The 13,144-nt window shown below is 41.1% G+C and carries 8 protein-coding genes; 6 read left to right on the forward strand and 2 right to left on the reverse strand.

Annotated features, from left to right (window positions below; all coding sequences use genetic code 11):
- Nucleotides 1–4: 4 nt before the first annotated feature.
- Entirely contained in the window at nt 5–1,249 is a 1,245-nt protein-coding gene (locus IHV10_RS10935; protein ID WP_197129021.1) for a helix-turn-helix domain-containing protein, read from the reverse strand.
- A gap of 348 nt (nt 1,250–1,597) precedes the next feature.
- On the opposite strand from IHV10_RS10935, the gene IHV10_RS10940 reads away from it, so the two are divergent.
- Complete coding sequence (locus IHV10_RS10940) at nt 1,598–5,665, forward strand: S8 family serine peptidase (RefSeq protein ID WP_197129024.1); 4,068 nt, start codon at nt 1,598–1,600, stop codon at nt 5,663–5,665.
- A 23-nt stretch (nt 5,666–5,688) separates the two neighbouring features.
- On the opposite strand, the gene IHV10_RS10945 is transcribed toward IHV10_RS10940, so the two are convergent.
- Nucleotides 5,689–6,690: a nuclease-related domain-containing protein gene (locus IHV10_RS10945; protein ID WP_197129027.1), complete on the reverse strand. Its 1,002-nt coding sequence runs from the start codon at nt 6,688–6,690 to the stop codon at nt 5,689–5,691.
- Nucleotides 6,691–7,127: 437 nt separating this feature from the next.
- Between IHV10_RS10945 and IHV10_RS10950 the strand changes: the two genes are divergently transcribed.
- The 5 genes from IHV10_RS10950 to IHV10_RS10970 all read left to right on the forward strand — a co-directional run bounded on the left by IHV10_RS10950 (nt 7,128) and on the right by IHV10_RS10970 (nt 12,889).
- A complete protein-coding gene (locus IHV10_RS10950) occupies nt 7,128–7,988 on the forward strand; it encodes a YitT family protein (protein WP_144697907.1) in 861 nt (286 codons plus the stop codon).
- A gap of 453 nt (nt 7,989–8,441) precedes the next feature.
- The gene (gene ftsE, locus IHV10_RS10955) at nt 8,442–9,128 is read left to right on the forward strand and encodes a cell division ATP-binding protein FtsE (RefSeq protein WP_137791963.1); all 687 of its coding nucleotides are present in this window, start codon (nt 8,442–8,444) and stop codon (nt 9,126–9,128) included.
- Complete coding sequence (ftsX, locus tag IHV10_RS10960) at nt 9,118–10,011, forward strand: permease-like cell division protein FtsX (RefSeq protein WP_197129030.1); 894 nt, start codon at nt 9,118–9,120, stop codon at nt 10,009–10,011. Before ftsE ends, ftsX begins: the two co-directional genes overlap by 11 nt.
- A gap of 68 nt (nt 10,012–10,079) precedes the next feature.
- Complete coding sequence (locus IHV10_RS10965) at nt 10,080–11,294, forward strand: murein hydrolase activator EnvC family protein (RefSeq protein ID WP_197129032.1); 1,215 nt, start codon at nt 10,080–10,082, stop codon at nt 11,292–11,294.
- Nucleotides 11,295–11,428: 134 nt separating this feature from the next.
- On the forward strand, nt 11,429–12,889 hold the full coding sequence (locus IHV10_RS10970; protein WP_197129036.1) for a S41 family peptidase: 1,461 nt from the start codon (nt 11,429–11,431) through the stop codon (nt 12,887–12,889).
- The last annotated feature ends 255 nt before the right edge of the window (nt 12,890–13,144 follow it).

Genomic DNA, 13,144 nt, shown 5'->3' on the forward strand with positions numbered 1-13,144 from the left:
TTTATCAAACAAACTGATTCGAACGGCGGTTTTTGTCCGCTATGTATTTTGCGTACATATTTGCTTTTTCTAAATTTTCGTTTCGGTTATAAAAGTCAAACAGCTTGATCTCATAGTGCTCAGCGGGTAATACATAGCCTAGCTTTTTTAAATGTGGATACAATTCTGTTTCAAGATAATTAAAATAAAGATCGTCTTGTTTTTTTAATCGATAGATATGCATCTGAAAGAAGTGAACAAATGTCGTGCTGCCAGTTTCTTGCGCTGTTTTCAATCCTTTTTGTGCGAGTTGAAGAATGGTTGTCACAGATTCTTTTCCAAGAAGAGTAGCTGCGTTTACGTATCCTTCAAGAGACCCTAAGTAGTTTGAAGTGCTAGGATCTTTTAGGTGCATCGATGCTTTGTAGTGCCGGCACGCATCTTCAAAATATCCATGAAGAATCGAATGATAGCCGAAGTTGTGCAGAAGAAGCGCTTTTTGTTTCTCCAAGCCAAAATTCTCACACATTTCGATGAGTTCTTGATATTTCTCATTTTGAGGTCCACTTGTTGGCTCTTGTTCGATTTGAATTAGCATCAGCATCTCAGTTTCAATCACCCTTACATAGCAGTGCGATTTTTCAAAATAGCTAAGTGCTTTACTAGCGTAATAGTATGACAGAACGCGGGAATTGGTAGAGTGATACGCGACAGCCATATGATAATAATATTCCGGGTTGTTGTAGTAGGTAGGGTCTACCTGTTTCAAGAGATCGATCGCTTCGTAGTAATCATGTTTCATTTGAAGTCCGTAGATTCCTTTAATATGCAGAAGCATACTCTGTTCACGATGTGAGAGTTCAGTCCACTTTTCCATCTCTTGAAGAAGGGTTTCTGTCTTTTTTCTTTGTTCGGTAAGTATGTAATAACGTGTTAACAAAAGGGTGTGGGTGCGATAAAAATCTGGAATCTGCAACAAAGGAATCTGTTCGAGTTGCTTTTTGATGGTTTCTGTTTTGACATCTAGCTTCATGATGATTGCTTCTTCCCACTTTCTTAAGAGAAGTTCCACGTTTCTGTATAAATTCATCTCATTCTGAATATCGATCTGTAATCGATTCGCTAAAAAATGAATCGTTTCATCGGAAACCTCAGTCAGACCTCGTTCGATCTTGCTCACATGTGTACCTGAACAAATTCCGTCTCCGAGCTCTTTTTGTGTCATATTTCTAAGCTCTCGGTAGAATTTAATGATTTTTCCTTCTAGCATGAGATGACCCCCTATCTCTATTAAGAAATTCTCTACTTTTTCTATTCTACTAAAGAAAACCCCAAATCAGTTAGACGATTTTTAAGTCTATTTCCCTATTTCTGACCTCGTTTTCAAACGAAAATCTATTAAGTTCTAAGTTGAATTAGGTATGGAGTCATGTGGAAAACCCCGATAGCGGCAAGGGGTTATTGCTATTACAATTACATTTGAATCTAAGAAAAATTCAAAAAAATAGAAAGGAGGACACAACTTTTATTGTTTTTTATAGGAAAATTTTAACATCTGAGAGTTTCATATATAAATAATGGCTTGCAAATCATTAATACCAAAGAAAGCAGGGAAACGATGAAAAAGATATCTTTTATTAAAAAGTCTACTGCCCTTACCTTAGCCGCTGGATTACTGCTATCTCCAAACACATCAGTGTTTACGCCAAAAACAAGTGCGGCTCCTTTTAAAGCCGAGGATATTCTAGCATCACTTACCGCTAAACAAAGAGAAGCTTTAAAACAGCTCGAACTAACAGATGTTGAAGGTCTTCAAGGCTTTAAGAAAGAAGAACTGCAGAGCGAAAAAGAGATCTCCGTTATCGTTCAATTTCAATCAAAGCCTGGACAAGCTGCAGTGTTAGATGCTCAGTTAAAAGGGAAAAAGATCTCACGTCAACAAGCTGACAGCAAAGTAGATCAAGAGCATGCTCAATTTAAGAAGGATGTTGAGAAGCTGATTCCTTCGAACGCTCCTATGACTAAAAAATCGACACACAGAATTACATCCACATACAAAACCGTATATAACGGTGTGGCGATGAAACTGCCTGCCAATCAGGTAGAAGCACTCCTACAATCAGAAGCCGTAAAAGCAGTTTATAAAGATGTAACGTTTAAAGTAGATCCAATCGCGATGGGAGAAGAAAAAGCCCTGAACAGCAACAGTGCTGGAACATCTGTAGAGAGCATTCCTTACTTGAAGATTGATCAGCTACATAACGAGGGCATCACTGGTGAGGGTGTGAAGGTAGGGATCTTAGACACAGGGATCGACTACAACCACCCGGACTTAAAAGAAGTGTATAAAGGCGGATACGATTTTGTCGATAACGACAGCGATCCGATGGAAACGACGTATAAAAACTGGCAAGATTCTAAAAAACCAGAGTTTAACGGCAACGCATATTACACTTCGCATGGGACACATGTTGCTGGTACGATCGCTGGTCAAGGCAAAAACCCGAATGTATCCGTTCAAGGTGTAGCGCCAGATGCTGATATCTATGCGTATCGTGTGTTAGGACCTTACGGGACAGGCTCTTCTGAAGGCATTATCGCGGGGATCGAGAAAGCTGTTAAAGACGGGATGGATGTGATCAACCTTTCGTTAGGTGCCGGTATCAACGCTCCGTATTATCCGACGAGTACTGCGATCAACTATGCGGTTCTAAATGATGTAACGGCTGTCGTATCTGCAGGAAATGCGGGTCCGAACGCATACACACTAGGTTCTCCTGGTGCTGCTGCATTAGCGCTTACGATCGGAGCGAGTGACGTACCAATGACGGTCGCTTCTTTTACAGGATCAGTGGGGAGTGAGAGTGGACTTCAACTCACTGGACTCGCTCGTCATTATGCTGATGTATTGAACGAACTGTCAGGTAAGTCGTACGATCTTGTTGATGTGGGTCTAGGTAAGGCTACTGATTACACAGGTAAAGATCTAAATGGAAAGATTGCTCTCATCGCTCGCGGTGAAACGACACTGAACGAAAAAGTGACACTCGCCAAACAAAACGGTGCGGTCGCAGTTCTTCTATATAACAACGTGGACGGAGTTATCGAGGCGAATCTTGGTGAGTCGACAACATTTATTCCATCATTCTCCTTAACAAAAGCAGCGGGTGAAAAGATTAAGTCTCAAATCGCTGCAGGTAAATCCAGTTTTACGTTTGGAAAGTATGATGAACTTCAAACAGAAGGCGATCGCTTAGCCGCTTTCAGTTCGAGAGGTCCAGCGAGACAGACGTACGACATGAAACCAGAAATTACAGCACCTGGTGTTGCCGTTCTTTCAACGGTTCCGTCATACATGGTGAATCCAGCTACTCAAGAAAACTATGATTACGCATATTCCCGGTATTCCGGAACATCTATGGCTGCTCCGCATACAGCAGGTATCGCAGCGCTCATGCTCGATGCTAATCCTAACTTAGAGCCTGAGGATGTTAAAACCATATTAATGAACACAGCTGATCCACTTAACGGAGACTACTCCGTATTTGAAGTTGGGGCCGGACGTGTTGATCCATATCAAGCTGTGTACAGTGGAACAAGTTTTCAAGTGAACGATGAAACGTTGATTCCTAGTTCTACAAATCTAGTGAAAATTAAAGAACGGACAGGTGGAATCGCGTACGGAAGTCATTATGCAGGTAAAAAGCTGTCACTAAAAAAATCCATTACGGTTGAGAACAATGAAAAAGTGAAGAAGACGTTCAAAGTGGAAGTTGAAGAAACAAAGGGATCGCCAAGCTTGAAGAAGAACGGAATCGAGATCTCAATTCCGGACGAAATCAAGATTGCCGGTGACGATTTTAAAAAGGTGTCAGCAGGTATCAATATTCCTAAGAAAGCAAAAGAGGGCATTTACGAAGGGTACATCACGCTGACGAATCAATCGAAAGCAGCTGAACACTACAGAATTCCATTCAGTGTTCGTATAACGGAGGAGGGCTACAACAAACTAGAGCTTTCATCTCCGGTAATCGCGCCGAACTATTTGAATACAGGTGGATTCTTTGGTTACCGCGCGATTTATACGCCGATGGAATTTAACTTTAAGTCTCCGATGGAAAAGATGGAAGTCGTTCTTCAGGACGGAAAATCAGGGAAAGATCTGGGCGTGATCGGAACCATGAATTTAGAGGGTCGTAACGAAAACCAAAGCTATTTCGTGTTAAACGCTTTTAGTGGTATGTACAATAAATTTACCGGTGATAAAACAAATCCAGTTGATTCGGAGATCTCTTATGCACCAGCCGGTTACTATAAACTGAAGTTTATTTCAACAACAGCCACTGGTAAACAGCTAACCGATTACCGCCATATGTTCATCGATATTGATGAACCAACGTTTGAAAGCTCACTTGACGGCGATTCACCGTTCTTAGAATACAAGCCGGGTCAAGCGACGTATCCATTTGACATCAAAATTAACGATCCTTTAGTAGATGAGATGAAGAAGGTTGGCTTGAACGTAGATCAATCATCAAACTCGATGATCTATTATTGGAACACACCGTTCCCATCATCAGCGATAAAAATGGACAAAGAAGGTAAGTTTGTTGAAGAGATTGCGATGAACGAAAATGTACCTGCATTAAACTTCCGAATGGATGGTTTTGATCTGGCAGGTAACCAGGCTCTGCAGAAGAATTACTATTTTGTAAAAGAGGGCACACCTGTTTCCTATACGAATAGTAAAAATGCGCCATTGAAAACCGGAGAAATGGTAAAAGCCACACTAGTATTAGATAACTTAAATGATCTGACCAAAGCGGAATGGAATTTTAACAATAGTAGCTTTGGCGCGGTCTCTCTTGTGGATGCTAAATTAACAGACGCTTACAAAGACAAAGCATCTATTGACGTGAAAGATGGTCTCGTAACTGTTGGCTTCAATGATGGTAGCGAAACGCTAGATCACGCCGAACTGGTAGAAGTGACGTTAAAAGTAAGTGATGCCTACTATGCGACACGAGCTGCAGTAGCGCCAATTGTAAAAGTAACGGATAACAACGCTAAAACATCAACAGTCCTGCAAGCTCAGTTAAGTTGGAAAGTGAAACCGCAGTTCTCTACTGCAAACGGCTATGTAACGCCTGAAGGCTTTGAAAACGAGGATGGAACAGTAACAGAAAGACGCGATTGGACGAAGGTAGGAGGCTCTGTACAAATTATCGATGCAGATGGTAACGCACATGCACCATCAACACGCATCGCTGACAACGGTCAGTACAAATACGACAAGCTTCCCCTTCAAAAAGAAGCATTCACAGTGGAAATGAGAGTGCCAGGACATTTCTTTACAAAAGACAATCTGTATATTGGTTTTGAACACAAAGGTGAATTATATGGACAAAGCCGCTTTATTACCGCGCTCGATGTGACCGCTGGAGATGTAAATCAAGATAACGTGATCGATATCCATGATGCTATCGAGATTCAAAATGCTTGGGGAAGCGGAAAACGTGCAGCGGATATTAACTTTGACGGAAAGGTAGATGCAAAAGATATGAAATTCGTACAGAAAAACTATCTCCTGCAAAATCAGCATGTGGACGATACACCATCACCTAGAAAGAAATATAAAGGAAAAACACTAGAAACGATCTTAGTTGAACTAGGTATCCAGCAATAACGGTGATTACATCTGAACAACCTTTAAGGAGATGCATATTCCTTAGAGGTTGTTTTTTTAACGAGATCCTCGAGATGGTAGACGCGGGATTTTCGATTGCCTGTGAAGGGGAGGTTTAACGACTGGAGCAGGTGATATGATTGGCTTGTTGATGTAAGGTTCAAAAATTGTTTACAGGACTTATTGGAAATGGTGTTGGAGATTAGCAGAGCGTAATCTACTAATGCAGCTTCATGTGCCTTGTTATAGTTGTTTTTACAAGACGCACAATACCATGTTCTCCGATGACGCTGTAAAAATTCTGCCTCGCAACTAGGACAAAACACACCACTTAGTAAATGATTTGGATTGATTTGATACTTGCGGCAAACGTCTGGATTATCTGGAGTGTGTATTTTTATCAGGCTTTTACTAATTTTTTTACTATCTTTAGGTAAGATTATTTCTTTGCGATGCTTATTGCTCAACTCTTCAAATTTGGCTACTAAACCAGAACTCTTGATTACTTTCATGCGAGCTTCTTTGTAAGCAGGAGAAAATTCTGTTATTGCCTTTGGATTAGTCATCACTACAAGAGATTCGATTGGTAGGTGGGGGGCTTTGAAGTTATTTATAATGGCCATCAAGTGATAGGATTGTCTTTTTACTTGTTCAACGGGATTGTCGAAAGCTTCTTGTTGATCATTTAATGTACGGATCATTGGATCGTACGCACTTTCAAAATAGAGATGTCCTGCAATGTTCTTACTTTCAATAATAAGTAAGAAGTGCGGTGTAATCATAAGTGTGTCAATTTGAAAGTAGTAGTCTTCATGTGAAATTCTAAGACCATGAAGTAAAATAAGGTTAGTTTGAGGGAGATAACGATAAAAATAGTCCAGTGACTGTTCACCACGGTAACCAGATACATGTTTTCTTAAAGCGCGGTGTATTTCATCATGCTTAGTATCATTTAGTAGGGCTCTTTTTAAAAGTGACTGTAACTTATCAATGATAATTGGCCGTGTTCGATGTTTTTTTATCAAAAGTGACCACCTCTTGCACATTTTCTATATAATGATGGCTTTTGTGGAGTAATGCAAAGTACAAAATGAAGAAAAATGAAAATATGCATCATTAATTTCACGGTAATCCTCCATATATTCACGGTAAATGCAATTATATTCACGTATAAAAACAATAATTTCACGGATAAAATTTTTTATCCGAAGTTCGACAAACCACAACACATTCCGACAAATGCACAAACCAAAATACTATCTCTTTCATATGCCCATACTATCCACATCTAGCTCCCACACACAGAATCTCACCAAAACAACTGCTATCAACAACACTTCACCTCATCACCGCGGCACTAAGGTCTCATTTACAAGGGCATACTGTGATTGGTATACTTTTTCTCGGTTTAAAGAAATTCCTTATGAAAGTTTGAGGGTTAAAGACAGCAATGATGATGGCTATGCGAAAACGACGCGGGATCTTGCACCCGACCGTTGAACTCATTTTAGAATATGTATATGTTGTGATTGGATCAGGACTTGTGGCACTCGCATTCTCGGTATTCCTGCTGCCAAACCAGATCGCCTCTGGAGGAGTGAGCGGGATATCGACGATTTTATATGGACTCTTTCAATGGAAACCTTCTATTGTACAGTGGAGTTTAAATATTCCGCTCTTCTTTGCGGGATTGTTCTTCCTCGGCCGACGATTCGGCGCGAAAACACTTGTTGGAACCGTTGTGCTTCCGTTCTTCGTCTTTATTTTTGAAAGCTGGGGAGCAGCGACTGAAGATCCATTGCTTGGAGCGATTTTCGGTGGACTAGGAATCGGAGCTGGTCTTGGGATCGTGTTCCGTGGGAAAGCCTCTACGGGTGGAGTTGATCTGCTCGCACAGATCGTCCATAAGTATACGGGTGCTTCACTCGGATCAATCATCCTTCTCATAGACGGAACGATCGTTACGTCGTCCGCCTTATTTTTCGGGATCGAACAAGCTCTATATGCACTTATCGCGATGTTCATTACCGCAAAAACGATCGATGTCGTACAGATCGGGCTAGGGACGACGAAGATGGCGCTGATCATTTCAGATAAAGAAGATGAGCTTCGCCAAGGCATACTGACTCACATTTATCGTGGCGTTACGAAAATCAATGCCTTCGGTGGTTATACGCAAGATGAACGGCCTATGTTGATGGTCGTTGTTGCTCAATATGAAGTAACAAAATTAAAACAATACGTAAAAGGTGTCGATCCAGATGCTTTCGTAATCGTAGTTAATGCAAACGAAGTATTAGGAGAAGGGTTTAAACGAGGATAAACAATCAGAAATGCAGCCAGTTGGGATTCATCCCGACTGGTTTTCTTTTGTTCACTAGTACTTTTCGCATAGAGGAGCCCTTTTTACTAGAATTAGCTATTATACATTGAAAAAACTCTAGCAATACCAGGTCAAAAGACCCGAAATCCCACGGCGATGGTCGGTTTTATTGCACCTGTGTCGAAAAGTCTCCCTGCAGGTTTTTATGAGATATGAAGGATTTCAGCGAATTGTGTCGTATTTTAAGTACTACGGAATCTCGAAAACATGACCATGGTCCCTTGTCTGAGGGAAGATGAAACACAACTGTAATAAAATTGTCAGTGCAAGATGTTATAATAGTTATTGCGGAAAAAAACTGACATATATCGCGTATTTGTCGAAAGACCTTTATATAGAACTTGTTGATTGATCAGGGAAATATTTTTTGGGGTAGTAAGGAAGTGATTTTGCTTGATAGAAATGGTTGATGTATGGAAAACATACCCGAACGGTGTTATGGCACTTAACGGGATTGACGTCTACATAGAAAAAGGTGAATTTGTTTATGTAGTCGGACCAAGTGGAGCAGGTAAATCCACGTTTATAAAATGTATGTATCGTGAAGAGAAACCCACACAAGGTTCAATTATCATTAATGGAACAAACCTTGCAAAAGTAAAAGAAAGACAGATTCCTAAAGTACGAAGAAAGATTGGGGTTATCTTCCAAGACTTTAAACTGTTGCCGCGTTTAACGGTATACGAAAACGTAGCTTTTGCACTTGAAGTTATTGAAGAGTCGCCAAAAGTGATCAGAGAACGTGTTATGGAAGTTCTTGATCTTGTAAAACTAAAAAACAAAGCGCGCATGTTCCCAGACGAGCTATCAGGTGGAGAGCAGCAACGTGTATCTATCGCACGTTCGATCGTGAACCATCCTCCAGTTGTTATCGCGGATGAGCCGACAGGTAACCTTGATCCAGAAACAGCGTGGGAGATCATGGAGATCTTCAAAGAGATCAACGCTCGTGGAACGACAGTTGTTATGGCAACTCATAATAAAGAAATCGTAAATACAATCACAAAGCGCGTAATTGCCATAGAAGGCGGCCGAATTGTACGTGATGAGGCGAAGGGGGATTACGGCTATGAAGATTAGAACATTAAAGCGTCATTTCGTTGAAGCATTCAAGAGCATGGGAAGAAACGGCTGGATGTCCTTTGCTTCCATCTCTGCGGTAACGGTAACATTGCTATTAGTAAGTGTGTTCTTAGCAATTCTCTTGAACATTAACTTTATTGCAAGTCAGATTGAAGACGATGTACAGATCAGAGCGTATATCGAACGAACGGAAAAGCCGGAAAGATACGATGCTTACAAACAAGAGCTTGAAAAGCTTGGTAAGGTAAAAACGGTAGAGTATCAATCTAAAGAAGAAGGTCTTGATGAACTGATTGAAAGTCTAGGAGATGAAGGAGAAGCTTTCTCATCTCTTAAGAATGAAAATCCATTGCGAGATGCGTTCATCATCTACACAGAAAAGCCGCAAGATACGGCTGCTGTAGCAAAAGAAGTTGAGAAATTTAAATTTGTAAACAAAGTTGAGTACGGACAAGGGACCGTCGAAAAGCTCTTTAAAGTGACAGATGTTGCCCGCAACGTTGGAATCGTCCTCGTATTAGGACTTGTATTCACAGCGATGTTCCTTATCTCAAATACTATAAAATTAACGATCGTAACACGACGACGCGAGATTGAAATTATGAAACTCGTTGGTGCGACGAATGGATTTATCCGCTGGCCGTTCTTCATTGAAGGTTTTGCATTAGGTGTAGCGGGTGCTATACTACCAATCGTTGTCATCTCAGTTGGTTATCAAGCAATTTTTGATATCGTTAATCAAAAATTAGGAACAGTGTTCATTGAGCTATTGCCAGTAACACCACTTATCCCGCAGCTAGCGCTGTTGATGATTCTGATTGGTGGAGTGATCGGCGTTTGGGGAAGCTTAACGTCTGTTCGTAAGTTCTTGAAGATTTAGTAAAGATAGCAGAAATAAAGAGATCCAAGAAAAACGAAACAATTAATTGGGGTTAGGGAGGAAAACGAATGAAAAGGAAAGTGGTTGGTACAGTGCTTTCACTAAGTTTAGCACTGGGCGCCTTTACTATGTATCACTCTGAATCCGTCGTTCACGCGGAATCTTTATCAAGCATCCAGAAAAAACAACAAGAAAATGCAAAGAAAGCAAAGGCTGCAAAAGCTAAGCTGGATAAGAACAAAAGCAGCCAGGAAGCGATTGAGGCTGAAGTAGTAAGAATCGATAAGCTTTCTTCTGAAACAGATCTGAAAGTACAAGCCAAACAAACAGATATTAAAGAAACAAAAGAAGAGATAGACGTGTTAAAAGGCGAGATCGCTGTTGTTCAAAAGCGAATTGATAAGCGCGATGCTCTTTTAAAAGAACGTGTTAACTCTATGTATGAATCCGGCGGAGCTGTTTCTTACCTAGAAGTTGTTCTTGGCTCCAAAGATTTTGGGGATTTTCTTGACCGTGTTCTTGCATTGAACATGATCGCAGAGCAAGATCGTCAGCTTTTAGAAGAACAAAAGAAAGATAAAGAGCTTCTAGAGAAAAAGATGGCAGCCGTTGAGAAAAAACTAGTTAACCTACAAAACGCAATGAAAGAGTTACAAGTGCTGCAAAAGCAATTGAAAGCTCAAATGGATGAAAAAACGCGTCTGATGGCTTCACTTAAAAAAGAAGAAGACTCGTTGCATGCTGAAGCACATAAGATAGAAAACGAAGGTGCACTTCTAAAATCTCAAGAAGAGGCGTTCCGTGCTGAACAAGCACGTGCAGCTGCACGTGAAAAAGCAGCTCGTGAATCTTCTTCTGGCGGATCAGCTCCTTTAATGGGACCTGTTTCAGGTAACGGTATGATCATCAAACCTGCTGCTGGAAGAATTTCTTCTGGATTTGGAAACAGAAGCAGCGGTATGCATGAAGGAATCGACATCGCTCAAGGTGGAACCGTTCCGATCTATGCAGCTGCAGATGGTACAGTTATTCGTTCTGAATACTCAGATTCATATGGAAATGTTGTATACATCTCTCACTCAATCGGTGGGCAGCAATGGACAACGGTTTACGCTCACATGAGCAGCCGTGCTGTATCAGGCGGTTCTGTTTCAAAAGGACAGTTCCTAGGCAACATGGGGAACACTGGACATTCATTTGGTCAGCATTTACACTTTGAACTTCACAAAGGACCTTGGAATGCAGGAAAAACAAATGCTGTAAATCCTGCGGCTTACTGGTAAAATAAACACATAAAGTAAACAAGCTATTCATATAGTGAAGTAGGAGACAGGCTGTTGCCTAAAGACTCTTACAATGGAAGGCATCGCACTTTGCAGGGTGTGATGCCTTTTCCTGCAAAAACGAGGTGAGCAGAATGAACGTAAATAAAAAAATGTTGGCCCTGCTGATTGTTCTTTCCTTGCTTGTTGGTGCCGGTGGCATGTATGGTTCGATGGCACTGTTTGGAAACGATTCGAAGTATGTTCAGAATGGTGAAGTAAACGATCTTCCGAAGACCGCAACGAAAGTCGACAACGACGAAGAGTTTGCGAAGCTTCAGAAGACGTATGAGATCATCTCTTCTCGTTATGTAGAAGATGTTGATCGTGACAAACTCCTTGAAGGTGCCATTCAAGGAATGGTCAAAACGTTAAAAGATCCATATTCGGTTTATATGGATGAAGAAACAGCAAGTCAGTTTTCACAGTCACTCGATTCTTCTTTTGAAGGAATTGGGGCAGAAGTGAGCATGGTAGACGGTAAAGTTACGATCGTCGCACCGTTCAAAGATTCACCTGCTGAAAAAGCAGGACTCAAGCCAAACGATCAGATTATCACGATAGACGGTAAAAGCGTTGAAGGACTCGATCTCTATAAAGCCGTATTAAAAATCCGCGGTGAAAAAGGATCTATCGTAACACTTGGTGTAAAACGAACAGGCGTTAACGATGTAATGCCAGTCAAAGTTACACGTGATGAGATTCCGATCGAGACGGTTTACTCTGATATTGAAGAAGTAAAAGGTAAGAAAATCGGTGTACTTGAAATCACATCTTTCTCAGAAAAAACGGGAGCTGATTTTAAGAAACAGCTAACAGAGCTAGAAAAAGAAAAAATTGATGGTCTAGTTATTGACGTTCGTGGTAATCCAGGTGGCTATCTAGAAGCGGTTGACAGCATTCTTCGTCAGATCATTCCTGAGAAAAAGCCATTCGTTCAGATTGAAGACCGTAAAGGAAACAAAGAACGTTATGTTTCTACGTTAAAAGAAAAGAAAGATTATCCGATCATCGGTTTGATCGACAAAGGTAGTGCATCAGCGTCTGAAATTTTAGCTGCTGCTCTAAAAGAAGCAGGAAACTATGACTTAGTTGGTGAGAAGTCGTTCGGTAAAGGGACTGTTCAGCAATCGATCGATCTTGGTGATGGGTCGAACATCAAGCTTACACTGTTTAAGTGGCTTACACCGGATGGAAACTGGATTCACAAAAAAGGGGTAAAGCCTACTTTTGAAGTGAAGCAGCCAGACTACTTCTACACAAACCCAATTACGGTTGAGAAAAAAGCGTTAGAGTTTGATATGAACAACGAGCAAGTGAAGAACGCTCAAGTGATGTTGAACGGGTTAGGGTTCCAGACGGGTAGAGAAGATGGATACTTTGATGAAAAAACGCAAGCTGCTGTAACTGCGTTCCAGCGCGCGAACGACTTGCCAGCAACAGGGAAAGTAGATACGAAGACAGCTGGTAAGATGGAGTCAAAAGTGATCGATTCAATCCGTGATGATAAGAACGATGTTCAGCGTAAAACGGCGATTGAATTGCTTGCAAAATAAGGGATTATGGCAGGAAAAAACAACTGAAACACGAATACTATCCGTAGAGGAAATTATTCTCTACGGAATTTTTTTGTGTAGTGCTACGATGACTTCAAAGAGGTTGATTTGCGCTCCAGGTTGCTCGCTTTCCGCGGGGCAGGCGGTGAGCCACATTCGTACGTTTCACGTATAAGTGTCTCACCTGCCGGCCTGTCCCGCAGGAGTCTCGCACCTTGCGCTCCAATCAACTATTCAGAGAAGTCTTAACAAAAA

This window comes from Fictibacillus sp. 5RED26, from assembly GCF_015903895.1.
In the GTDB taxonomy this organism is placed as follows: domain Bacteria; phylum Bacillota; class Bacilli; order Bacillales; family Fictibacillaceae; genus Fictibacillus; species Fictibacillus phosphorivorans.